The sequence below is a fragment of the Bacillus sp. Nf3 genome, from assembly GCF_003028545.1.
GTDB classification, from domain to species: Bacteria; Bacillota; Bacilli; order Bacillales; family Bacillaceae; genus Bacillus; species Bacillus safensis.
In genome coordinates this window covers 57,991-83,398 of record NZ_PYUA01000001.1, presented here as the reverse complement: position 1 = coordinate 83,398, position 25,408 = coordinate 57,991, and the positions used below count along the sequence as shown (strand labels likewise).

Genomic DNA, 25,408 nt, shown 5'->3' with positions numbered 1-25,408 from the left:
CATATACCTGTTAAATCCCATTATAGGAATAATTTTTTCGACATTCAACGACTGAAAAGAAAATTTTTTTCACTTAAAAGCTCACAATCGTTACCACAACGGCATTTTTCATTAATAGAAAAATTTATTTTTGAAACCATTACACCCTTTTTTGTGAAATGGTTTCTCTCATTTGTTTTAAATTCGATAAAGTTTCCTGCTGCCTTAAGTGAGCAAGTGCAAAGTATAGTACGTCAATGACAGTGAGCTGAGCAAGTCTTGCAGACATCGCCTCTGTTCGAAAGGCCGTTTCCTGCGTCGATGTATACAACGTGACATCAGCAAGCTGGCTCAACGGAGAGCGCTGATAGCTTGTAATACCGATGGTTTTCGCGCCTTTTTCCTTTGCTGTTTTCATCGCATCGAGTAAATCTTTATTCCGTCCAGAATGAGATATACCGATCACTGTACTGTACTGGTCGAGAAGACCGGCAGACATCGCTTGAAAATGAGAATCGGTGTGAACAATACAGTTGATGCCTGTCCTCATAAATTTATGAAAAGCGTCTGTTGCAATGAGGCCAGACCCGCCACTCCCATAAAACTCTAAGCGCTTTGCTTCATGAATGATTTGTATGGCTTTTTCTACATCTTCTGGATTCAACAATTGAAAGCTATCCTTTAATGCGGATATATTCGCCTGAAAAACCTTTTGCATAAAAACGGCCGTATCATCATCAAGACTCATTTCTTCGTCTACATAATCAGGCTTTGTTTGATCTATTTCCTGGGCAATTGCAATCTTCAAATCTTGAAAGCCCTCAAATCCAAGCCTTTTACAAAGACGAAAAATCGTTGCCTCTGAGCTCGCTGTCTTTTTGGCAAGCTCGACAATAGATAAATGAATAATGTCGCCAGGTTCACTCGTAATATGTTCTGCTATTCCTTTCAGCTTTGGCGGCAACCCTCTGCTTGCTGCTCGTATTTTTTCAATACTACTTAAACTGACAGAAGCCAATTGACTTCACTCCTTCCTTTTCATGTGAGCGCATACATTTCCTCATGTTCCCATCTTATAAAAAAGAAGCCTGTTTGCACAGACTTCTTTTTTATGAATTCATCGTTTTGATCAATAAATCAAAAAAAGCTTCAGCATCTACATCCATACACACTTGGACATTGCGCTCTTTCTCCCATTGGTGCTGAAAATCACAGATCATTTGACCGTCACAAAACTCACTCTTCGTCTCCACTTCTACATGAAATGTTTGTGTGCTTACAAGCTGCTTGTTAATGGCAAGACTTACAGCAAGCGGATCATGCATGGCACACGCCCACACACCATTACGCTCAAAATAGCGCTGGCGGTAAATGCTTGTACTCTCTCTGATGTAAGCTGCCAACGTTTCATTTTGAATGGCATCGATTCTCTCATCTGTTAACAAGACCTGTCTCGTGACATCCAGCCCTACTTGAGTCAATGAAGGGAACCCAGCCTCCAGCACCAATTTTGCCGCTTCTGGATCTGCATATGTATTAAATTCCGCAACCGGTGTGACATTCCCCTGTCCCTGCACGACTCCCCCCATAAAAATGACCTCTTTCACATGATGAATCAGCTCAGGGCATTTTTTTACCGCAAGGGCTAAATTCGTTAAGGGCCCTGTCAACACAAGCGTGACCTGCTTCGAATACTGCAGCACTTGTTCAATGATAAAATCAGGCGCAAAACCAGCATCTGCGGTCTTCTCAGGCCGGGCGTCCTTTAAAGCGCCGCCAATTCCATCCTCACCGTGTACCCGATGTTCATAATGAGGTGCTCTTAAAAGAGGGGTTGCTGAACCTTTGATGACAGGAATGTAATCTGCCTCAACCAGCTCAAGCACTTTACACGTATTCAAAGTAGCGGTATCGACAGACACATTCCCGCACACCGTTGTCATCCCCAACATATCAAACTGCTTACTTTTCACTGCCAGCAAAATCCCAATCGCATCATCGATTCCAGTATCTACATCCAAGATCAATTTCTTTGTATTTGCCATGGGTGAAATCTCTCCCTTGTTTGTAAGTGTTGTTAGGTGAATGATAGCATATGCCTGCTTCAACTATTTAGGGAATATTAGCAGGTTGATCTTATTACTCTTTTTCTCCAATGTCCTTTAGATACTGTTCACGTTCCTTTTTAGAGAGACTATTCAAAAAATCTTCTTTCACTTGCGGATCAAAATCATCCCAGTTCTCAAAGCGATCTGATAAATCAGGGGAATGACTCATCGAACCTATTTCATTAGATTTGTATATTAATGATGCAGAAAAATGGTATTTATCAGGCTCATTATTTATATATCCATCAACTGTGACATAACCCATAGGGCTTATAGATACATTTTTTTTAAATGTGATGGTTTTGATAAAATTGTGAATATCTTCTTCGTGTAAACGTTCTTCAATTTTTGGTTTCATCTTTTCTGCGAATTCTTCGGCCTTTTCTTGATCGCTTTTCTCTTGCACGGTACTCTTACCTCCTGAATCACTTGATTTTTTTTCCTTAACTTGTTGTAGTATAAGTGCCCCTACCAAAATAATAACGATAGTAAACAAAATAAATACAATTTTCAACGTGTTTTTCATTAAAAAATATCCACCTTTAAATATTTTAATTGATAGATTCGCTCTTCTTATAGATATTTATTATATTTTAACTTATAATATTTAAGATAAATATTACAGGAGTGACAATTTTGTCTAAAAACAAATCCCACTTTCAGCTTAACGATAAAGACTATAATTTTATTTCGAATGCATCTTATAAAATAGATAATTACAAGAAGTCTAGTGACATAGTTATAAGCCAAGGTAGGAAAATGTATGTGGTTGATTATAAAGAAACAAAAAAAGGTCTAAATGCACTAACCCTTGTCTCAAGAGAGGATTATCGTATTTCTAACAAAGGCAAAGACCTCACCAAAATCAAAAACGCCGTCATCGCCTACCGTGGCTCAGAACCGATTGGTGCAGGCCAATATAAAGATACCATTAAAAAACATGGAAAAAAAGAGTCAGATGATCTTCTTTCTACCATTTTGACGAAGCTGCCTCCTTTTAGTCGGTCGAAGGGTTCACAGGAAGTGACGACTAAGTTGACAACAGGCACAACCGCCTATACAAATGAAATTGTTCAAGATTGGATGGTTTCGGATACAAAGTATCTGATTAAAAATATCCCATTTGAGCATGGTGCAGAGAATCAAATGGTTCAAGCGGATCGGTATGCGAAAGAAATCCATAAGAAAATGCCGAATGCGAAGATGTATGTGACAGGGCATTCGCTTGGCGGGTCAAATGCTTCCTATGTTCTTGTCAAAAATGATTTTATTCAAGGCGGGGTCACATTTGAGAATCCGAATATTTACCCAAATCTATCGGATGGTCTACAGGCTAAAGCATTAAAAGGCGATTACCGCAGTAGATTAACAGAATATATCAATCTTAATGACGGGCTTTCTCTTTTAAATCGGCATACGACAGAAATCGGTCGAGTGAAAGTGATGTATGATGCCGCTCTCCCTGAAGGCGTCGATTACTCCGAGGACTCCTCAAAAGCCGTCCAATTCATAAAAGACCTCCTCAATCGGGCAATGAGTGTGAATCCTTCACTGGATGCGAATTTATTTCTTGAAGCCCTCGCTGGCAGCCATGGATTAGATCGTTATACCTTTTCGCCAGATGGCTCCGTTCAAACCATTGATGATATGTTGAGAAAAAATCCTTCTCTTACCACGGCCATGTTACATCAGTTGGGTCAATCTAATGTTGATCCGCATAGTGTAGTGGCGATTTTAATTAAGTCCCACGTTCTCATGAACACAGGGCGTAAATTCTCGACATATGCCGATCACCATATGCAGCAAATCATTCGCAAAATTGAGAAACTCGATGACAAAGTAGATCAATCGGTAGAACGAGTTCGTTCGAGATACAAACAAATTGTCGGTTTCGGTTCGTATGATCAGCTGACGGCATCAGATGTAGATGCCGTGATTCGCCACTTAAAAACAGAGGGTCTTGAAAATGAGTTCTATTCGGTCAAAAAGTATGATACAGCGATTGATAGCGCTATGAATATGAAAAGGTGGATGGACTCAATATCAGATGATATGAGCGATTTTGGAAAACAATACCACGATGCAGATAAAGCCCTGGCGAAGAACATGGGTATTTCTTAAGGAGTACGATAAATGGAATTTTCAAAGAAACAGCCAACAGATGCAGATCGTTTTTTGCAAAGAATGACAGATACGCATACATCAAGCTCCATCTTCTCAAAAGCAAACTTTGACACGGAAGACATGACACCAGCAGAGCTGGCAGCTTTGAAAGCAAAGATCAAAGAAGAACAGAAAACAGCACTTATCAGAGCCATCCGGCATCAGCTTCAAAATGAATTTGCAGATGACCGTCAAGAAGCGGAAAAAATTTTAGATCTAATCGATGAACTTCAGATCAAAGTGTATACACATCAAAATCGCATCCAAACACATATGTCAGGTCAAGCCATTGACGCCTTAATAGAAAAAATTGAACAAAGACTCAAGTTTTACGAACTGAAAGAAGATGTTCGTTCCGCCATCAACTCGATTGGCATTTAGATGAACCTTCCATCCGATGAATCTTTTCCCTGCCTCACTCGTATATACTAAAAGAGTGATTGATTTGAAAGGAGATCTGTTTGTGGGATATATTCTGTTATTTTCGGTTGTGATCGGTCTTGTCCTGACCCTTTTGCTCACACCAATTAGGTTGATTATAAGAAAGAAAGGAACAGAACAGCAGGTGCCGTTCATGTGGATTGCAGGCCTTGCTTTACTGTTTATGATCGGTATTTTTGTTTTCTATTACATCACCAATTTAGATCGGAACCCTTCCTCCCTATGGCTGATTGGTCTTGTTGTGACAGCAGCAGGCGCCTTTTTGTCAGTTGGATTGGAGCGTAAAATCAAAGGCGTGCTGTTCCTTATTCTATTACTGCTCGGTGTTTACATGGCGACAGCTTTTCTATTCAATGCGAATGAGAAATTCGATGTCTCCAAAATGGAGCAAAAAGTAGAAATCAAAGCGTTTGAAGAGACAGAAACACCTGCAAGTGTACCGCCTCAATTTGCCCGCAATAAAATGAAGAAATCGTTCGGACAGGTTCCAAATACAAGCTACTATGAGCTTGGAAGCTTGCAAATTCAGAAGGTCAATGGTGAGTATGTTTACATCGCTCCGGTGGAATTCTCGGACTTCTTTAAATGGATTCGTGCAGGCAGCACGCCGGGTTACTTTACATTAAGTGCGACCGACTCATCTGCTAATCCAAAGTTCGTGAAGACGGAGATGGTTTATACGCCTTCCTCCTATTTCAACAAAGAAATTGAGCGGCATATCCGTCTCCAGTACCCAGATTTGATTTTCTACGGCGATACACAGCTGGAAATCAATGATGACGGCAAGCCTTATTACATTCAAACGTATGGCGATTTCATCTCTGCACGAAACGGCTTTAAAGCTTCCGGTGTGGTCGTTGTTGATGCCAAAACGGGTGCCACGAAGAAATATGCTCTAGATCAAGTACCTGCCTTTATCGATGGTGCTGTTTCACCAGAGGCGGTCAGTCTGCAAAACAGTTATTTCGGAAACTATATTCACGGGTTCTGGAACAGTATGTTTGGGAAATCAGATGTAAAGCTGCCTTCCGATGAAGGAACGGAAGCAAATGTGAGCCCAGTGTTTGATTCAAAAGGAGATATGTATTACTTCACAGATTTCACAAGTCCGAAAGAGGGCGTTGATTCCATGCTCGGATATGCCCTGACAAATGCCCGGACAGGAAAAGCAACTTATTATACCGGAAATCTTGAAGAATCCTATATGGATTCTCAGGGCGCTCTGCAAATTATTGAGAAACGATTCATCGAGAAGAAATGGAAAGGGCGCATGCCGATTCTCTATAATTTCTATGGTGAAGCCAGCTGGCTCACACCGGTTCTCGATTCAAATGGATTCCTGCAAAACTACTTTATCGTTTCTGCAGCCAATCCAGAAATCGCTGCGTACGCGTCTACACCAAACGAAGCACTGAGAGCCTATAAAACAGCTCTGCAAAAAGGCGGCGGTACCGTTAACAGTTCCTCTAAGCAAGAAAAGAAAGAAGCAGCAGGGAAGGTCAAACGAGTCTACAAAGAAAAGACCGGTGATTATACAACCGTCACCTTCCTGCTAGACGATGGAAAAAGCTACACTATGTCATCTGAAAAAGAACCTCTCGTCATTTATTTAAAAGAAGGCGATCAGGTCACCATGAAATATACAGATACAGGTGAGATCTTCCTTCCAGTCGATGAAATCAAAATCAAAGGGTTATAAAAAAAGAAGCTTCTCCTATTTTGGAGAAGCTTCTTTTTTCTCTTTCCTTAACAATTCAACGAGCAATTCCTTATTTTTATTTCCCCCGGTCATCGGTGACTCAACATAGGAGAATTTTCGTTTGAAATCCATGCCTCTCACAGAAATAACAGCCAATTCACCGCCAATGCTGCCTCGCTGGAGGACATATTTAGATAAAACAGAAAGACCCATTCCGTGGATTACAGCTTCTTTAATGGCTTGATTGCTGCTAAAGGTCACAAAGGTTCGTGCTTTCAGTCCATTTGATTTCAGGACATGCTGTAAATATTCTCCTGTCCCTGATCCCTCTTCTCTCGTGATCCATGTTTCGTTTTGTAATTGATCAATGGTGACATCTTTCTTCTTGGCAAAAGGATGATCTAATGGCGCCACAATATACAGCTCGTCCTCTAGAAAAGTTTCTACAGAAAGCTCTTTGTCATTGGTTTGTCCTTCGATCAAACCGATATCGACATGGAATAAACGGACGTGTCCGGCGATCGCCTCTGTATTATCAATGACCACCTCAATATCAACATGCGGATAGAGCTGATGAAACTCCGCCAATATTTGCGGCAGCACATACTCACCAATTGTGAAGCTCGCCCCGATGGTCAGCTTTCCTCTTGCCAAATGATGATGCTCATAAATGTCCTGCTTCGCCTGTTCATAGAGACGAATGATTTGTTTTGATCGATGGTACAGCATATCCCCAGTTGGTGTAACGGTTAATTGCTTTGGCGAACGATTCAGCAGTACGGTCTGGAATTCCTGCTCCAAGTTCTTAATATGAAGACTGACACTCGGCTGAGAAATCCGCAGCTTTTGGGCTGCTTTTGTAAAGTTCTTCTCCTCCACCACTGTCACAAAAGTCTTCAGTGCATCGTAATACATCGGTCCCTCTCCTATCAGAAATCTTAATCCAACACCTTACATATATATATCTTACTAATTCCTTTCCAGCACGTAAAGAACCGCCTAAACGAAAATAATTTAATAAAAATATTTACTAATTTTTTTAAAGACTCTATACTAAGAGGAGATATTTTCTATAGGAGGTGCTGATTTGGCAGCTAAAATAAAGGACATTGCAGAAAAAGCAGGTTTATCCATTGCAACGGTATCTCGCGTACTGAACCAAGATCCCAACCTATCTGTCACCGATCAAACACGTGAAAAAGTATATGCCGCCGCAGAAGCTTTGTCCTACCAAAAGAAGACATTCAAACATTCATTAAAAAAAATTGCCTTTCTCTATTGGATGACCGAAAAGGAAGAGCTTGAAGATATTTATTTTAAATCCATTCGACTAGGCATTGAGGAACTGACCAACACTCGGAGTTTAAATGTTACCGCTTACAACCCGTCTGATGGCCTTCATTCCATTGATCCTGCTACAGAAGGGATCATCGCCATCGGCCGATTTAAAACGTCAGAGCTTGACCAATTATATGCTGTAACTCCGCACATTGTCTTTATTGATACGACACCAGATGAAGATCGTTTTGATTCTGTAAAGCCGAACCTGAAACGAATTGTTCAAAAGATCATCGATTCTTTTATTGAAAAAGAACACTCATCCATTGGATTCATTGGCGGCACAGATCTTGATCTCAATACGAATGTGCACATTCCAGATATTCGTGAAACGACTTTCCGTGAATACATGCTTGCCCGCCATATACTTAATGAGCGATTGGTCTATATCGGCCACCATTTCTCAGTCGATGAAGGCTATTCGCTCATGATGAAGGCGATTGATGAGCTTGGTGATGATCTGCCCACCGCTTTTTGTGTCGCTAGTGACCCTCTTGCCATCGGCTGCTTACAAGCATTAAATGAGCGCGGATTTTCTCTGCCGAATCGCGTCAGCGTTTTTAGTATCAACGATATTCATGTATCTCAATATGTGTCGCCGCCGCTCACCACGTATCATATCCAAACGTCATTACTTTGTGAGACAGCGATCGATTTACTTTTAGAAAGACTTGTGGACGGCAGAACATTGCCTAAAACTGTGCTAATTGCCTCAGAACCTGTCTTTCGGAAAAGCACCATATAATCAACTGGAAGCCCCTCCTAATGTGGAGGGCTTCTTTTCTCTCTATATGAGTAAAAAAATTTACTTAATAAATTTAATAAAATATGTTTACTTTTTTTACTTAAGTTGATATTCTCACATTAAGAAAGCGTTTTCTTATCATCTGTGAAAAAAGAACGAGAGGGGATTACCAATGAAAAAGGGAAAATGGGCGACATTATCAGCAGTCGTTGGTACTGCTGTGCTTCTGCTTTCAGCATGCGGACCAGGAGATGACAATTCAAGCGGGAGTCAGCCAGCATCTACAGGTACAAAGACCTTGCTAGTATGGGAGGATGTCAAAAAGTCTGATGGGATTCAAGACGCTGTAAAAGAATTCGAAAAACAAAACGATGTGAAAATCAAAGTGGTCGAAAAAGCGTATGCTGACCAAATCGAAGCTCTCCGCCTTGATGGAGCAGCCGGGACAGGCCCAGACGTCATCACAATGCCTCACGATCAAATTGGATCAGCTGTTACTGAGGGGCTGTTACAGGAAATCAAGCCTGATCAAAAAGTAATCGATTCCTTTACAGACGAATCCATTCAATCACAAACGGTAGACGGCAAGCTGTATGGCCTTCCGAAATCCGTTGAAACGACTGTGCTTTTCTATAACAAAGACCTTGTCAAAAAGGCACCAACTACACTTGATGGCTGGTATGACCTTTCGAAAAAGCTGACAAAAGACGGGAAATACGGTTTTGTTGCAAAATGGGATGAAATTTACTATGCACAAAGTGTGTTAGGCGGATCAGGGGGATATATTTTCAAACAGAAAAGCGATGGCTCCTATGATGTGAAGGATATTGGCCTGAACAACGATGGCGCCATCGAAGGAGGAGCATACATTCAAAAATTCTTCAGCGAAGGACTTTTCCCGAAAGGCATCATTGGTGAACAAGGAATCAATGTCCTCAACTCCTTATTCACAGAGAAAAAGGCGGCAGCTGTCATTTCTGGTCCATGGTCATTTGGTCCATATAAAGAAGCTGGAATTGACTATGGCGTAACAGAGCTGCCAACACTCCCGAACGGAAAGCATATGAGCTCATTCCTAGGTGTAAAGAGCTACAACGTCTCCTCTTATTCTAAAAATAAAGACCTTGCTGAGAAATTTGTTGAGTTTATCACGAATGAAAAAAATTCGAAGAAGCGATTCGAAGTAACAGAGGAAATTCCACCAGTGAAAAAGCTGATGAAGGATCCAATTATTACTGAAAACGCAAATGCAGATGCTGTTTCAAAACAAACGAAATATGCCACGCTGACACCGAATACCCCTGAAATGGCAGAGGTGTGGAAGCCGATTGACAGCGCATTAGGTCTCATTGCAACCGGACGAACAGATGTGAAAAAGGCATTTGATGATGCGGTCAATCAAATCGACTCTCAAATTAAAGCAAATCACTCTAAATAATCATCAAACCCGGGTAGCCTTTAAGTCTATCAAGCTGCCCGTATTTGATCTAATTTCATATGAAGTAGGTGTTAGACGTGACGGGTAACCTTGAACTAGACCGCACACACATAGTGGAATCAAAAATACACCGGAGACGGGCGCTAATGTTCTCCCTTATACCCGGGATGGGGCAGATATACAATAAACAGTACGGCAAAGGGGCCCTTTTTTTCCTATTCGGCGTCTCTTTTATCATCGTATTTTATGATTTATTCAATATTGGCTTCTGGGGGCTGTTCACACTAGGTACGATGCTGCCTCGTGACAACTCTGTTTTTCTTTTGGCAAAAGGGATTATTGCGCTGTTAACAGCTGGTTTTGGTATCGGCTTTTACGTACTCATGATGCGTGATGCTTTTATAAACGGAAAGAAACGTGATCAAGGGGTTCCGCTCCATTCCATCCGAGCTCAATATCATCAGCTTATCGACCAAGGCTTTCCTTACTTAATGAGCACTCCTGCTTTCTTTTTACTTCTATTCTCTGTTGTCTTTCCTATTATGTTCAGCTTTGCGCTGGCTTTTACGAACTACGATCTATACCACTCGCCTCCTGCCAATCTGATTGATTGGGTAGGGATCAAGAACTTTCAAAATATCTTTTCAATTGATATTTGGAGAGACACTTTCATTGATGTACTTGGCTGGACCGTCGTATGGACGTTGGCTGCGTCGACCCTTCAATGTGCCATTGGCATCTTTCTAGCGGTTCTGCTCAACCAGAAGGATTTAAAGGGAAAACGGTTTTTTAGAACGATTTTGATTCTTCCTTGGGCTGTTCCAGGTTTTGTGACCATTTTGGTGTTTGCCGGACTGTTCAACGATACATTTGGAGCCATTAACAACACACTTTTTGCATCGATTGGGATTGATCCAAAACCATGGCTAACAGATCCATTTTGGAGCAAAATCGCACTCATTGCGATGCAAACTTGGCTTGGATTCCCTTTTGTTTTCATTATGACAACCGGTGTTTTGCAGGCGATTCCAGAAGATCTATACGAAGCTGCGACCATTGATGGGGCAAACTTCTTTCAGAAATTCCGGTCCATCACGTTACCGCTTGTCCTTTATTCCATTGCGCCTATATTAATCACGCAATATACGTTTAACTTTAACAACTTTAATATCATCTACTTATTTAATGGCGGAGGACCGCCTGTTGCTGGCTCAACTGCTGGGGGAACGGACATCTTGGTTTCTTGGATTTACAAACTCACGATGCAGTCATCTCAATATGCACTTGCTGCCGCAGTCACGATCTTACTTTCAATCTTTGTCATCGCCATTGCACTCTGGCAGTTTAAGAGAACGAATTCATTCAAAGAGGAGGACATGATGTGATATGGGATCAAAACAAAACAAGCTCATTCGCCTGAGCATCACTTATTTTATCCTTTTCATTGCCTCCATTTGTATTCTATATCCACTGCTTTGGACGATTGGTGCTTCTTTTAACCCTGGGAACAGCCTGATGAGTACCAGTATGTTTCCGAAGAATCCAACGTTCAGCCATTTCACCGAGCTGTTCTTCGGTCAGGGGGCACTTTATGCAAAATGGTATTGGAACTCAATGAAGATCAGTATTGCCACTATGGTTTTAACGCTGATTCTTGTTAGTTTTACAGGCTATGCCTTTTCCAGATTCCGCTTCAAAGGACGGAAAAATGGGCTGATGCTCTTTTTGCTGCTGCAAATGATTCCTCAATTTTCAGCGCTGATTGCGATTTTTGTTCTTGCTCAAATGCTTGGACTCATTAATAGCCACCTTGCCCTGATTTTGATTTATGCAGGTGGACAAATTCCGATGAATACGTATTTAATGAAAGGCTATCTTGATGCGATTCCGAAGGATCTCGATGAATCAGCCAGAATGGATGGCGCAGGGCATTTCCGGATTTTCATTCAAATTATTATGCCGCTCGCTAAGCCCATCTTAGCCGTTGTCGCGATCAACTCATTTACAGGTCCACTGGGTGATTTCATCATTTCCAGTGTCATTGTCCGCTCACCTGAAATGTATACGCTCCCAATCGGTCTGTACAATCTTGTGTCAGATAAAATGGGTGCCAGCTACACGACCTTTGCAGCCGGGGCTTTACTCATTGCAATTCCAGTCGCTTTATTGTTCCTTGTTTTACAAAAACAATTTGTGTCCGGTCTCACACAAGGCGGGACAAAAGGATAAGGGGAGATTTGATGAAAAAATGGTTGCTTGTCACTGTTGCCTTTTTCTTTCTGATAGGGTTAGGTGTTTTGCCTGAAGCTAAGGCAGATGCGATTTCTGTTCAGCCGATCAATGGACTGCAAGGTGATTTCATCAAGGGAGCCGATATCTCGATGCTTGCAGAAGTGGAGAAAAGCGGCGGCAAATACTACAACCAGAACGGACAGCAGGTTGATCCGCTCAAGCTATTAAAGGATAAAGGCGTCAACTATGTGCGTATCAGACTGTGGAACCATCCATATGACAATCAAGGCCGTGCCTATAACGGCGGGACAAATGATCTCAATACAGCCATCGCTTTATCGAAACGTGCAAAAGCACAAAATATGAAAGTGCTTCTTGATTTTCACTACAGTGATTTCTGGACGGATCCGGGTAAACAATTCAAACCGAAAGCGTGGGCGTCCCTCTCACAAAGTGATTTAGAAAAAGCAGTCGGCACTTACACAGGCGATGTGCTCAAAGCGATGAGAGCGCAAAATGCCTTGCCGAACATGGTTCAGGTCGGGAATGAGTTGAACTCAGGTATGCTGTGGCCAAACGGAAAAAGCTGGGGTGAAGGCGGTGGTGAATTTGATCGGCTCGCTGCTTTGCTAAAAGCTGGCTCAAATGCCGTCCGCTCTGTCGATTCAAACATCAAAATCATGCTTCACCTTGCACATGGCGGAGACAATGGTGCATCCCGCTGGTGGTTTGATGAAATCACAAAACGAGGCGTCTCATTCGATACAATCGGTTTATCTTATTACCCATATTGGGACGGCGGCTTTAGCGGTCTGACCTCCAATATGAATGATATTAGCGCCCGCTATAACAAAGACGTCATCGTGGTAGAAACTGCTTACGGCTTTACGACAGCAAACGGTGACAACCTAGATAACTCATTTAATCAAGACTCTGTCAACACAGCCGGCTATCCAGCCTCACCTCAAGGCCAGGCATCTTTTATACGAGATCTATCCGAAAAGATTTCAAAAGTAAACAACAACCGCGGAAAAGGATTCTTTTATTGGGAGCCGCTTTGGATTCCAGCAAAAGGTGCTCCGTGGTCTAGTCAATACGGGCTCGCTTATATTCAAACCACCGGTACTGTCGGAAATGCGTGGGAAAATCAAGCGATGTTTGATTTCAACGGAAAAGCACTGCCTTCTCTTGATGTATTTAAACAAATGACACCGTAACTAAAAGGATAGGACGTGACAAAATGGGAAAGCGTTACCCACTCGTTCACCCAAATGTGAAAGGCTTTTTGCATGGTGGCGATTACAATCCAGATCAATGGCTCCATATGCCAGAGATCATTGACGAAGATTTTCGATTAATGAAGCTTGCACACTGTCAAACATTCTCCATCAACATATTCGCATGGAGTAAGCTAGAGCCAAAAGAAGGTCAATATGACTTTGCTTGGCTGGATGACATTATGGACCGCTTGGCAGCGCAGGGGGCACACGCCATTCTCGCTACGCCAAGCGGGGCAAGACCTGCTTGGCTGTCGCAAACATATCCAGAAGTATTGCGCGTCGAAGCGAATCGTCAGCGTAACTTACATGGACTGCGCCATAATCATTGCTTCACCTCTCCGGTTTATCGAGAGAAAACGAATACACTCAACCGGCTGCTTGCGGAACGCTACAAGAATCATCCAGCACTGATCATGTGGCACATTTCAAATGAGTACGGCGGCGAGTGTCATTGCGATCTTTGCCAGGAAGCATTTCGAGACTATTTGAAAAACAAATACAATCATGATCTTGAGGCTTTGAATCAAGCATGGTGGACGGGATTTTGGAGCCACACGTATAGTGATTGGTCACAAATCGAGTCACCCGCACCACACGGGGAGCACATGATTCACGGCATGAACCTGGATTGGAAACGCTTTGTCACAGCGCAAACGATTAATTTTTATCAAAATGAAATTGAACCGCTGCGGGAATTGACGCCTCATATCCCAGTAACCACGAACTTTATGGGTGACTATCCGCATATGCGTCCATTCCTTGGGCTGGATTATCATCAATTTGCTAAAGAGGTCGATGTGATCTCATGGGATAGCTATCCTGCTTGGCATAGCGGTAGAGAAACAACTGCCGAATTAGCATCAAATGTCGCCTTTGTACATGATTTGTATCGTTCCTTAAAGGACGGACAGCCGTTTCTCGTCATGGAGAGTACGCCGAGCCTTGTGAACTGGCATGAAGTGAACAAGGTCAAACATAAAGGCATGGCACACCTTTCTGCCATGCAGGCCATTGCCCACGGATCAGACTCCGTGCTTTATTTCCAGTGGCGGCAAGGCCGAGGCGCGTCTGAGAAATTCCACGGTGCCGTTGTCGATCATTCTGGCCATGAACATACGCGCGTGTTTCAAGAGGTAGCTGATCTAGGAAAACAACTGGAGCAGCTGCAGCCAATTGCGGGCACATCCGTTCAGCCAGAGGTTGCCATCATTTACGATTGGGAAAACCACTGGGCCATTGATGATGCGCAAGGCTTAAATAATACAAACAAACGCTATGTAGAGGCTTGTCAAACTCACTATCGAAGCTTTTGGAAAAAAGGTATCCCTGTTGACATTGTCGGAATGGAAAAGGATTTCTCATCCTATCGTGTGCTCATTGGGCCAATGCTCTACATGATCAAACCAGGCGTTGCAGAAAAAATTGAAGCCTTTGTCAAAGCGGGCGGCATTTTTATTGCGACTTACTGGAGCGGCATGGTCGATGAAAATGATCTCTGTTTCCTCGGAGGTTTCCCTGGTCCTCTCCGCCATGTACTTGGCATTTGGGCAGAGGAAATCAACACTTTAATGCCAGATGAACATGTGTTAATGACGACAGGGAATGGACGCACCTATCATGTCGAACAATATTGCGAATCCATACATCCTGAAACGGCCTCTGTGCTAGGGCATTTTGAGAATGGCTGCTACGAAGGACAGCCAGCCCTGACTGTCCGTTCATTAGAAAAAGGGAAGGCATACTATATGGCCTCAGAAAATGAACAGGCTTTTTATGATGAGTTTTACGAAGATCTTATCGCAGGTATTGGCATACAGCCCGTCCTATCCAGTGCAATTCCAGAAGGAGTCAGCGTACAAAAACGAACAGACGGTACGCAGGACTATGTGTTTTTGATGAATTTTTCAGAAGAGCAGCAGAACATGTCACTAGATTCAGAGGCAAGCTATGAGAATATACTGACTGGCCAGCAAGTGCCTGAGCAGCTTCAACTTGATCCTTACGAGTACGTCATCTTGAAAAAATAATTGAAAGAAGCGTCCATTTATTGGGCGCTTTTTGATTTAAATAAGTATATATACCCATATTTATTACTGTGAATTCATTAGTTATTTTTTATCTAAATTTTTTTGCAATAATTGATGCCGCATTACGACTGGTCTCTCCATCCTTTTTTACCATTGTATAGGTATGAAAGCGGTTGCTTCATACTCGTAAATTTGATAATCTTTTTTTTCAATGCACCTGTGGGAGTGCATTGAATGAAAAGAATAGATAAATGTAAACGGTTTATTTGCAGGGGGAGGGGCTTATGTTAACGTTTGTTGGTTTGATGATTATTTTAACGATTGTTGTGCTGCTGATTTGGGGGAAAGCAAGTCCAATTGTCGCCATGGTCATGGTGCCTTTAATAGGGGCACTCATCGCGGGATTTGGGATCAATGACATTCAAACCTTCTTTGAGGAAGGGATTATCAAAGTATTGCCGGTGGCGACCATGTTTATCTTCGCCATTTTATTTTTTGGCATTTTGCAAGATACAGGGTTCTTTGAACCTGTAATTAAAGCTTTAATCAAGCTGACAAAAGGAAATGTTGTCACAGTTGCAATGGGAACTGCTTTGATTGGGGTTATCGCACACTTAGACGGAGCAGGGGCTACGACCTTTTTATTAACTGTACCTGCACTGCTTCCGCTTTATAAAAAATTACATATGAGTCCTTATTTACTGCTGTTATTAATCGGGACGAGTGCCGGATTAACCAATATGATTCCATGGGCCGGACCGACTGGACGGGCAGCAAGTGTCCTGAATATGGATCCCTCTGAACTCTGGGTGCCACTCATTCCAATTCAGCTCATTGGCGTTGTGCTCGTATTAGGGATGGCATTCATTTTAGGAAAAAGGGAAGAAAAACGAATTCGGGTGAAAATTGCTGCAAATGAAATAGCTGCGGTTCAACTAGAAGGTGCAGATTGGGATCGTGCCATTCAGTCTATTAGTGAAACGGGAGACGCCTCTTTAAAGCGTTATCATCTCATCTGGGTCAACCTCATCCTATTTGTATCTGTTGTCGTGCTTCTTGTGTTGAACGTGATTCCTGCTAGTTTTATGTTTATGATTGGCCTGTCACTGGCACTATTGATTAACTTTCCGAATGTGAATCTGCAAATGGAAAGGATCAAGGCACACGCACCTAGTGCGCTGATGATGGCGGCTGTCATTTTCTCCGCAGGGTCATTTTTAGGAATTCTTGAAGGCACAGGAATGCTGAAAGCCATTGCTGTGGACAGTATTCACATTTTACCAGCCTTCTTGCTGCCATTTTTACATATCATTGTTGGGCTGCTTGGGGTGCCGCTGGATATGCTGACAAGTACAGATGCTTATTATTACGCCCTTCTGCCAATTGTTGAATCCATTACATCTGAAGTTGGCGTACCAGGCACTTCTGCGGCATATGCCATGATGATTGGGAACATCATCGGAACCTTTGTCAGCCCGCTTGCTCCCGCTGTTTGGCTCGCTGTAGGTCTTGCAGGGGTTGATATGGGGAAACACATCCGCTACTCCTTCTTTTGGATGTGGGGATTCAGTATTATTCTTCTGTTCGTGGCGATGCTGATTGGCATCATTTAAAAAGAAAGACATGCGCGGATATGCGCATGTCTTTTCTATCATTATGAAGGATATTCACTTGTGTGAATGTCTGTATTCGGCTTTCTAATAAGAGACATTAATCCAATGATAAACAATAGAACCATTGGAGCGAATGCAAGGCCAACTGTTCCAATTAAAAGAGTCACAGCAGAAACCAAGAAAAGAATACCTGATAGCACGGCACGGCGGTCAGTTTTCAAGAAAATCACGCCGACAATCGACAGCACAGCCGCAATTGCGGAAACGACCATGAACTGAGTACCAAATGCCTGAACCGAAGCCTGAAGCGTTTCGATCGGCAATGTTTCCCCTTCCTCTTTTAACACTTCATTGATTTCATCATAAAAAGATGGACCCACAGAAAGGATTAATGCCCCAAACCCAACACCAATGGCATTGAGGACAATACTAATAATCCCCATAATTTTTTCACCTTTACGTTTAATCATGTGTAAACCTCCTAAAAAGTTAAATTAACCTGTTTTCACTTCACGCTTTTGGAAGACAATTAAGGCAATGGCTAAGAAAATAGCCCAATAGATGACTAGGACGATTAATGAGAATCCTAGAGACATACCTTCGATAAGAGTAACCTGTTCCATAAAGTATTGGGATGGATCGTTTGCAAATAACAGATATTTTGACCAATCAAAGAAGAGCATTAAAATACCTGTGACTGATCCACCCACAATATACGCTAACACACTAATGGCAATGGAGATAGCTTCACTTCTAAATACTGTAGAAATGGCGAACGAAAGGGTTCCCAAAACGACAAACATTGCACAATGAGCAAGATAATAATAGACCATATGGGCAAACTGCGAACGTTCAATCACTTCACCATTTTGATAAACCAAATTCACATAATCAGTGTTAAGTCCAAAGAAAATAGCACCCAAAATGAATGACAAGATAAATAGCACCACAACAAGTAAAAGAGCATACAGCTGCACCGTAATATATTTAGATATTAGGATCTTTAGCCTTGATGGTGGACGAATCAATAATAATTTAATTGTACCATGCTTGTATTCAGCCGACACAATGGTGGAAGCGATAATGATCACAAACACACCTACAAGCTGAAGTAAACTGGCGTTTGTTTTCACATAGTCCCATACACTATCGCTAAACTGATCAGCCGGCGGCAAGTTATGCTTGATTCGATAATCATTAATAGCGATCTCTTTTTCAAGGTTTCTTTTAAAGAAACCATTCTCTGTCTCTTTGAGCTCCCTCTTGTTTTCCTTATTCATCATTTCTAGCTGGGTTTTCCAATCACCTGAAGCTTGATCTTTGTCATTTGTTTTCACTACAAAGATCAACGTGGCAACCATACCTAATACAAGAAGCCCAACCATAATCCAAGTACCAACACGATAACTGATCTTCATCCACTCGTTTTGAATGAGGCGAATCATACGTCTGCCTCCTTTTTACCTGTTAAGCTTAAGAACTTATCTTCTAAGGTTTGTTTTTCGATTTTGATTTCGTACAAATGAATAGACGCGCTGCTCAAATGACGAATTAATTCTGGCATTTTTTGTTCTGGCATAGAGAAGAATAAATACTGCTCCTCTTCTCTTACAGTGACGCCTTCCTCAAATGCACCAATGAGCTTCTGTGCTTCTTCAAGCTCCCCGGTTGCTACCTTCATTCGATAATTAACCAAATCATCCTGCTTCGTCTCAGCACGCTGATCCTCAATGGCAACTAACTTTCCTGTTTGAATAATTGCAAAGCGATCACACATCAATTCCATCTCTGACATGAGGTGACTTGAAACAATAACAGCCAGCCCTTCTTCCTTCGCAAGCCTTCTCAAGTAATCTCGTATCATTCGAATCCCCTCAGGATCAAGTCCATTGGTTGGCTCATCTAAGATTAGCAGTTTCGGTCTATGTATGAGTGCCTGCGCAATACCCAATCGCTGTTTCATTCCTAATGAAAATGTACGCACACGTTTATGTTTGACATGCTGTAAGCTGACTAACTCTAACAGCTCATCAATTCGCGCTTCATCCACTTTCCCATTCATTCTGGCAAAATGAACAAGATTTTGTCTTGCGGTTAAGTGATTATACATTTCTGGGTTTTCAATAATGGCACCGACATCTTGGATGGCATGCTGATAGGAGGTTTGAATACTATGACCATTAATCAGAATGTCACCAGATGTAATGGGAGAAAGACCGACCATCATACGAATGGTTGTTGTTTTCCCTGCACCATTTGGTCCTAAGAAGCCAAAGACTTCGCCCGCTTCGACAGAAAAACTCAAGTCTTGAACAATCTTTTTCCCGCGAATATGTCTAGATACATTATGCAGTTCTAAAACGTTCGTCACGTTACCTCTCCTTCTTTGTCTAAGTATCATCTATCATTCTATTTCTTGATAAACACCATGATCCGTCAAAAATAGAAGAATACTTCCATATGGTACAGCAATGCCCAAAAGTTGTGAAGGGGATTAGCCAAAATTTAGCGAATCATCTGCCTTTTTTAAGGTTGGGTTAAGGTAATGATTTAAAATACTGTTTATAGAATGTGGGATTCAACATGATGATGCACTTATGGGATCCCCGCTTACTCTCTTAACATAAATATATAATAGAGGCATGCAATAAGATGTAAAGATAAGTCACCCTGCTTTTTTTCAATACTAACTGTTGCAGGAGGTATTATTTTATCGTATGTAATTTCAGCTATCGTCTGCTCTGAGTTTTCTAATCTAACACGTCTATTGGAAAAATCTTTCTTTAGATAGTATATAGTATCATTTATTATTAATTTCATCATTGGATTTATTTTAATTTTAGTTCTATCTTCTAATAATAACCTTCCTTTATCTTTACATTCTATCACCCAATTTGAACGTAACATTGATTGGAGAGATTTATTTTCAATAGCCTTTACAATCATATTAGAATTCGAATCCATTACTTCAACATTCACATAAAACTCATCAAATATGTGATCAATCAACTTTTCAACTTTGTTTGTATAAAATCTTTTTATAAATCCAATGGTGATTTCTTCTTTATTACTAATTGGTATACATTTGGTCGTTTTTTTGATCACAGGCTTCTTAAAATATCCAAACTCCATTTTTATCTCCCATTTATTTTTAGACTCAATTAATTTATGAAATGATAAGCTTAAATTATTCCAATAATATATACGGATATTCCTTTGAATAGTTCCTCATCATTTTAAAAACTGTATAAAAATATAAAACACCTAATTTATTAAGGGATATGTTTCCTTTAACAATTTAGGTGTTTTTTGTACAACTGCAACATTCTTATACTTATTTCTTGCTCAGATTTAGCAAGTTCTAATAGTATAACTTTTCTTGTTTATATCTTCTTCACAAACTCTGATTTTAATTTCATTGCGCCGAAGCTAGGAATTTTACAATCAATGTTATGATCGCCTTCCACTAAACGAATGCCTTTGACCTTCGTTCCTATTTTCAAAACGGATGAAGAACCTTTTACTTTTAGGTCTTTAATGACAGAGACCGTGTCCCCATCACTTAACAGGTTCCCATTCGCATCTTTGACAACAAGCTGTTCCTCTGCCGCTTGTTCTTGTTCAAGTGACCATTCATGCGCACACTCAGGACAAACCAGCAGACTGCCGTCCTCGTATGTATAAGGTGAGCTGCACGAAGGACAATTCGGTAGATTAGACATTTTTGTTTCCTCCAACTTTCTACATCATTTATATCGATTTTACCACATTTCTATAGAAGGAATGTGATAGAAAAGGAAACATTTTTCATCGTTTACTTTTTTATTCCAAATTCTAACACAGCTGCGATATTCCGAGCTGTTCTCTCTACATGAAGATTCGCATCGTGTATCGCCTCAGAAAGAGAGGTAATACCTGGAACAATACTAAAAAGTGCATCAATTCCATGATCATGTACGACTGCACTGTCTTTTGAAAGAGAGCCTGCGATGGCAATCACGGGCAGATTATACTGCTTCGCTGCTTTGGCTACGCCGATTGGCGTTTTTCCATAAATGGTCTGCCGATCAATTCGGCCTTCTCCCGTAATGACAAGGTCTGCCTCCTTGATGATGTCATCAAAATGAACAGCTTTCAGCACAATATCGATTCCTCTTTGCAAATCTGCTTTTAAAAAGCCTAATAAACTCGCACCAAGTCCTCCTGCTGCTCCTGCCCCTGCTGCATCTTCAAAGGATACATTGAACTGCTTTTCAGCTACTCGTGCAAAATGAGCTAGGTTCTTGTCTAACACTTGAACCATTTCTTCATCTGCTCCCTTTTGAGGACCGAAAACAGCAGACGCTCCTCTCTCACCTGTTAAAGGATTATCCACATCACAAGCCGCCTCCAGCCGGACGGATCGCAGTCTTGGATCGAGTCCAGATAAATCAATTGAAGCTAATTGATGAAGTGCCCCGCCACCTGACGTCAGTGCATGTCCTGCTTTATCAAGGAAAGCTGCACCTAATCCTTGCATCATCCCAACACCGCCATCATTTGTTGCACTTCCGCCAAGCCCAATGATCACATGCTTCGCTCCTTTATCCAGCGCTGCAAGTATTAATTCACCAGTTCCTCTCGATGTCGTCCATAACGGATTACGTTTTTCTCGCGGAACAAGGTGTAATCCAGAGGCTGCAGCCATCTCTATGACAGCAGTCTGACTGTCTCCTAACATGCCAAAAAAAGCATCCACAGGCTCACCAAGCGGACCCGTGACCACTTGATGAACAATGTGCCCGCCCGTCGCATCAACCAATGATTGAACAGTCCCCTCTCCGCCATCTGCCATTGGCAGTTTGATATACTCTGCGTTTGGCAAAACAGAACGAAATCCTCGTTCAATGGCACATGCTGTCTCATAAGCAGACAAACTTTCTTTAAATGAATCTGGTGCGATCACAATTTTCATCCTATCAGCCCCTCATTTCTTATCATGTCCTCAGCCAAACAGCTGGAAAACGCCAAAAATAATGGTCGATACAACGGTTAACGTCAAACCGATTAACGATTCAAAAGGCATGAGCTTTAAACGCTCTTTAATATCCATTTGAACACTTCCTGCTGTTGCATGGAAAAAGCTCCCGTGCGGCATATGGTCAAGCACTGTTGCGCCAGCATGAATCATGGCTGCCCCTGAAAGAGCAGACACACCAAGCCCAATCAGTGTTCCGCTAAACACACCACTCGCTACCGCAGTGCCTGCTGTTGTCGAAGCAGTAGCGGCTGACATAAATATCCCTGAAGTTGGTGCAAGTAAATATGGAGGTAAACCCGATGCATCAAGTGCCTGAATAAACACATCTTTTAAGGAAGAATTCGATACGATTCCTGCTAATGTACCTGTCCCTAATAACATAATCGCAACACCTGACATTTTATGAAGCCCTGACATCGCATAATCATTGAGACATTTCCCTTTTTTCATGAAAAGAGCGCCTACAATCCCTCCAATTGGTAAGGCGATCATTGGATCTATATTGATTTGAAAAAGCGGCCTTAAAGCCAACAATAAAATGGTAACCAGTGGACCAGCCAGTGCTTGAAAAAAAGCAGGTATTTGAACTTTACTTTGTCCGGTTTCCTCCTCAAGAACAGGTGTCCCTTTGTTTGCAAGCTTTTTAGCTAATACATATGTAACCGCCAGCCCGAACACAGCCGGAATGACACCTGCAGCCATCATTGAAGTCAGAGGTACACCAAAAGCATCTGAAGCGGCAATGGCATTCGGATTCGGTGACATGATATTTCCTGCCTTCCCGCCTCCAATCATAGCAAGGAGAATTCCCGTTTTTGAGAGCTTTGCGCGTTTGGCAATGGCTAGTGCGATGGGCGCTACCGTAATAACCGCAACATCTACAAACACGCCCACTGTTGTTAAAATCATCGTTGCAAGTGCGAGTGCTAATAGTGCCCTCGCCTCACCAAGCCTTCTCACGATGGCCTCAGCGATCGATAACGCTGCACCCGACTCAATGAGAACACCAGCCAGTACACCTGCCGCCATAATTCTAAGGACAGCTGGAATCATGTCCTTAGCACCTTCCATCATGACGTTGACGGTCTGAACAATATCTACACCGCCAACCAAGCCACCTATAAATGCACCTGCCAGCATGCCATAAGCAGGTGATACTTTTTTTAGAATGAGAACAATCGCGATCACAAGCGCCGCCATGGCTCCCAAAGTACTTACCGTTACATCTCCACTCATCCTCAATCCCCCTAAAAAGATCTTTCTCCAATTGTAAGCGTTTACTCAAAGGGATTGTGTTGTGAATCTGGATGAACTTTTTTCATTTATCACTCTACTCAATTGTGCATTTGCACAATCAAGATAGTTGATTCATTAGCTGCGCCATATAAAGCTCGATTAACTGTTTTACATGACGAGGGTCTTTTCCAGTCAATTCTTGAATTTTGTCTAAACGATAACGCAATGTATTCCGATGAATAAATAAACGATCAACAATGCTCTGCAAATCACCGCCCTCTTCAATGTAAACCCTTAATGTATGGGCGAGCTCTGCTTCTTGTGTCAGCGGCTTGTAAAAGTCAGTCCATCTACTTTTCTTTTCAGCAATTCCCGCAATCATAAATAAGCTTTCCAGCTGATAAGACTCAAAGAAATACATGCTTTCTTCCGGATCAAGAGCCTTCCCTAATTTCAGAGCTTCTCTCGCATGCTGAAAAGAAATTGGCAGCTGGCTGATGTCGTCAGAGACAGTCCCTATCCCCACTAGCACCTTGCCTCCTATTGCTCTTTGCATTGTTCTTTGCAGATGACCTGCCACCTGCTTTAATTGATGTTCAGGTATGGAATGACTTAAAAGAATCAATTCATGACAAAAGGTCATACCAAGTAAATCATCCGCCTTCTTATCATATTGAATCGCATGCATCAATTTATGCACAGCATCCTCTGAGGATGGAACTGGCTGAAAAACAATAGCCCTTCGGCGCTTGTCTAAATCCATTCCCAGCCAAGCAGCTCGATTTTTCAGCTGATGATCCCCAACATCAGAATATGAAATCAACTGATTGACAATTTCACTTTCTATTCGATGACGCCATTGAACCCGTTCGAGCAGAAAAGATTGCTCTAACACCAGTTCAGCTGCCATTTTCACCAGCTCGGCATGATGCCGAATGTCCTCTGGCTCACCAGTAATCCCAATCACACCAACTACTTGTTCATGAAAGCAAATGGGCAGGTTGATCCCCGGTCTCACTCCTTCTAAGCGCAAGGAGGTCTCCTGGTCAATTTCCACACTGTTCCCGCTTGTCAGCACAAGTCGTGCACCATCATGTTTCTGGCCAATCCTGTTTCGTTCACCAGAACCAATAATGACACCATCTGCATTCATCACATTGATGTTTTTATGTAAAATATGCATCGTACGTTCAACCATTTCTTGAGCCAATTCACTGGTTAAAAATTGCATGAGTCATCTCTCCTGAAGGTGTTTTCATTCAATGTATCATAGTGTCTTTGAACAATAAATGCAAAGTGTTTAAAAACCAGCCATTGACAAAGACACCCTAAAAAGTGTTTAATCAAATCAAAGACCGACCGACAGTCTAGTTAAAAGAAAGGATGGCTTTATGAGAACCGTTAAACATCCTGAGGAACGTAAAAATGACATATTAAACGCAGCAGAAGCGCTTTTTTCAACCAAAGGCTATCAGAAAACAACGATTATTGACATATTAAAAGCCGTTGGCATTGCAAAAGGCACCTTTTATTACTACTTTGCATCCAAAGAAGAAGTAATGGATGCCATTATTGACAGGATCATCAAGGAAGATATCATTGTGGCAAAGCGTATAGCAGCTGAGCCAGACCTTCCAGTCGTTGACAAACTATTTCGTATCATCATGGCGCAATCACCTCAGCAAGGAAGCCATAAACAGGGGATGATCGATCAGTTCCATCAGCCTTCTAATGCAGAAATGCATCAAAAAAGCTTAATCAAAGCCATTAAAGAACTATCACCAGTATTGGCAGATGTCATTCAGCAAGGTGTAGAGGAAGGGACATTCAAAACGAAGTATCCGCAAGAGACGGTTGAATTCCTTCTTGCTTCTGCACAGGTCATATTTGATGATGGCCTGTTTCAATGGACAGCCGAAGAAAGTATACAACGCGCTTTAGCTTTTATTGATATACTTGAATCCTCATTGCATGCAGAAAAGGGTAGCTTTTCCTTCTTGCTGAAGCGATTATCTGGTGAGCAGGATGAAAATAATCAGTGATTGGTCACTTCAATACCAATCCTGCATACATTATAGACTGACGGTCG

Annotated in this window: 23 protein-coding genes; 11 read left to right on the top strand and 12 right to left on the bottom strand. The window is 41.9% G+C overall.

Annotated features, from left to right (window positions below):
* Nucleotides 1–139: 139 nt before the first annotated feature.
* The 3 genes from C9414_RS00400 to C9414_RS00390 all read right to left on the bottom strand — a co-directional run bounded on the left by C9414_RS00400 (nt 140) and on the right by C9414_RS00390 (nt 2,613).
* Nucleotides 140–997, bottom strand: a complete 858-nt coding sequence (locus tag C9414_RS00400) for a MurR/RpiR family transcriptional regulator (RefSeq protein ID WP_107162825.1) — start codon at nt 995–997, stop codon at nt 140–142.
* A gap of 91 nt (nt 998–1,088) precedes the next feature.
* Nucleotides 1,089–2,024 carry a nucleoside hydrolase gene (locus C9414_RS00395; RefSeq protein WP_107162824.1) on the bottom strand — a complete coding sequence of 312 codons (936 nt, stop codon included), beginning with the start codon at nt 2,022–2,024 and terminating at the stop codon, nt 1,089–1,091.
* A 94-nt stretch (nt 2,025–2,118) separates the two neighbouring features.
* Nucleotides 2,119–2,613, bottom strand: a complete 495-nt coding sequence (locus tag C9414_RS00390) for a DUF1433 domain-containing protein (protein WP_107162823.1) — start codon at nt 2,611–2,613, stop codon at nt 2,119–2,121.
* Nucleotides 2,614–2,714: 101 nt separating this feature from the next.
* Here C9414_RS00390 and C9414_RS00385 point away from each other — a divergent pair, with 101 nt between their 5' ends.
* The 3 genes from C9414_RS00385 (at nt 2,715) to C9414_RS00375 (ending at nt 6,390) form a co-directional block, all read left to right on the top strand.
* Complete coding sequence (locus tag C9414_RS00385) at nt 2,715–4,208, top strand: lipase family protein (protein ID WP_483295684.1); 1,494 nt, start codon at nt 2,715–2,717, stop codon at nt 4,206–4,208.
* Nucleotides 4,209–4,220: 12 nt separating this feature from the next.
* Nucleotides 4,221–4,631, top strand: coding sequence for a hypothetical protein (locus tag C9414_RS00380; RefSeq protein WP_041087490.1), 411 nt, complete (start codon nt 4,221–4,223; stop codon nt 4,629–4,631).
* Between the two features lie 82 nt (nt 4,632–4,713).
* Nucleotides 4,714–6,390 carry a hypothetical protein gene (locus C9414_RS00375; protein WP_039182688.1) on the top strand — a complete coding sequence of 559 codons (1,677 nt, stop codon included), beginning with the start codon at nt 4,714–4,716 and terminating at the stop codon, nt 6,388–6,390.
* Between the two features lie 15 nt (nt 6,391–6,405).
* On the opposite strand, the gene C9414_RS00370 is transcribed toward C9414_RS00375, so the two are convergent.
* Nucleotides 6,406–7,305, bottom strand: a complete 900-nt coding sequence (locus tag C9414_RS00370) for a LysR family transcriptional regulator (RefSeq protein ID WP_106025414.1) — start codon at nt 7,303–7,305, stop codon at nt 6,406–6,408.
* A gap of 172 nt (nt 7,306–7,477) precedes the next feature.
* Here C9414_RS00370 and C9414_RS00365 point away from each other — a divergent pair, with 172 nt between their 5' ends.
* The 7 genes from C9414_RS00365 to C9414_RS00335 all read left to right on the top strand — a co-directional run bounded on the left by C9414_RS00365 (nt 7,478) and on the right by C9414_RS00335 (nt 17,063).
* Nucleotides 7,478–8,473 carry a LacI family DNA-binding transcriptional regulator gene (locus tag C9414_RS00365; RefSeq protein WP_107162821.1) on the top strand — a complete coding sequence of 332 codons (996 nt, stop codon included), beginning with the start codon at nt 7,478–7,480 and terminating at the stop codon, nt 8,471–8,473.
* Nucleotides 8,474–8,645: 172 nt separating this feature from the next.
* Nucleotides 8,646–9,911, top strand: a complete 1,266-nt coding sequence (gene ganS / locus C9414_RS00360; RefSeq protein WP_047203724.1) for a galactooligosaccharide ABC transporter substrate-binding protein GanS — start codon at nt 8,646–8,648, stop codon at nt 9,909–9,911.
* Nucleotides 9,912–10,057: 146 nt separating this feature from the next.
* A complete protein-coding gene (locus tag C9414_RS00355) occupies nt 10,058–11,296 on the top strand; it encodes a carbohydrate ABC transporter permease (protein WP_047203725.1) in 1,239 nt (412 codons plus the stop codon).
* A 1-nt stretch (nt 11,297) separates the two neighbouring features.
* Complete coding sequence (locus tag C9414_RS00350; RefSeq protein WP_041087477.1) at nt 11,298–12,140, top strand: sugar ABC transporter permease; 843 nt, start codon at nt 11,298–11,300, stop codon at nt 12,138–12,140.
* 11 nt (nt 12,141–12,151) lie between these two features.
* Nucleotides 12,152–13,360 carry a glycoside hydrolase family 53 protein gene (locus tag C9414_RS00345; protein WP_107162820.1) on the top strand — a complete coding sequence of 403 codons (1,209 nt, stop codon included), beginning with the start codon at nt 12,152–12,154 and terminating at the stop codon, nt 13,358–13,360.
* Between the two features lie 23 nt (nt 13,361–13,383).
* On the top strand, nt 13,384–15,450 hold the full coding sequence (locus C9414_RS00340; RefSeq protein WP_047203727.1) for a beta-galactosidase: 2,067 nt from the start codon (nt 13,384–13,386) through the stop codon (nt 15,448–15,450).
* 284 nt (nt 15,451–15,734) lie between these two features.
* Entirely contained in the window at nt 15,735–17,063 is a 1,329-nt protein-coding gene (locus tag C9414_RS00335) for a CitMHS family transporter (protein WP_064498906.1), read from the top strand.
* A 41-nt stretch (nt 17,064–17,104) separates the two neighbouring features.
* Here C9414_RS00335 and C9414_RS00330 read toward each other — a convergent pair whose 3' ends face one another.
* From C9414_RS00330 to C9414_RS00295, 8 genes are all read right to left on the bottom strand, one after another.
* Nucleotides 17,105–17,533 (bottom strand): DUF4064 domain-containing protein, encoded by a 429-nt coding sequence (locus C9414_RS00330; RefSeq protein ID WP_107162819.1) that lies wholly within the window; start codon nt 17,531–17,533, stop codon nt 17,105–17,107.
* A gap of 24 nt (nt 17,534–17,557) precedes the next feature.
* Nucleotides 17,558–18,508 (bottom strand): ABC transporter permease, encoded by a 951-nt coding sequence (locus C9414_RS00325; protein WP_107162818.1) that lies wholly within the window; start codon nt 18,506–18,508, stop codon nt 17,558–17,560.
* Nucleotides 18,505–19,434 (bottom strand): ABC transporter ATP-binding protein, encoded by a 930-nt coding sequence (locus tag C9414_RS00320; protein WP_107162817.1) that lies wholly within the window; start codon nt 19,432–19,434, stop codon nt 18,505–18,507. Before C9414_RS00320 ends, C9414_RS00325 begins: the two co-directional genes overlap by 4 nt.
* Before the next feature lie 239 nt (nt 19,435–19,673).
* Nucleotides 19,674–20,195 (bottom strand): tubby C-terminal domain-like protein, encoded by a 522-nt coding sequence (locus C9414_RS00315; protein WP_107162816.1) that lies wholly within the window; start codon nt 20,193–20,195, stop codon nt 19,674–19,676.
* Between the two features lie 251 nt (nt 20,196–20,446).
* On the bottom strand, nt 20,447–20,785 hold the full coding sequence (locus C9414_RS00310) for a zinc ribbon domain-containing protein YjdM (protein WP_024423969.1): 339 nt from the start codon (nt 20,783–20,785) through the stop codon (nt 20,447–20,449).
* 92 nt (nt 20,786–20,877) lie between these two features.
* On the bottom strand, nt 20,878–22,017 hold the full coding sequence (locus tag C9414_RS00305; protein ID WP_107162815.1) for a glycerate kinase: 1,140 nt from the start codon (nt 22,015–22,017) through the stop codon (nt 20,878–20,880).
* A 30-nt stretch (nt 22,018–22,047) separates the two neighbouring features.
* Entirely contained in the window at nt 22,048–23,319 is a 1,272-nt protein-coding gene (locus C9414_RS00300) for a GntP family permease (protein ID WP_107162814.1), read from the bottom strand.
* A gap of 118 nt (nt 23,320–23,437) precedes the next feature.
* Nucleotides 23,438–24,550, bottom strand: coding sequence for a CdaR family transcriptional regulator (locus C9414_RS00295; RefSeq protein WP_107162813.1), 1,113 nt, complete (start codon nt 24,548–24,550; stop codon nt 23,438–23,440).
* A gap of 160 nt (nt 24,551–24,710) precedes the next feature.
* Here C9414_RS00295 and C9414_RS00290 point away from each other — a divergent pair, with 160 nt between their 5' ends.
* Nucleotides 24,711–25,361, top strand: coding sequence for a TetR/AcrR family transcriptional regulator (locus tag C9414_RS00290; protein ID WP_047203735.1), 651 nt, complete (start codon nt 24,711–24,713; stop codon nt 25,359–25,361).
* The last annotated feature ends 47 nt before the right edge of the window (nt 25,362–25,408 follow it).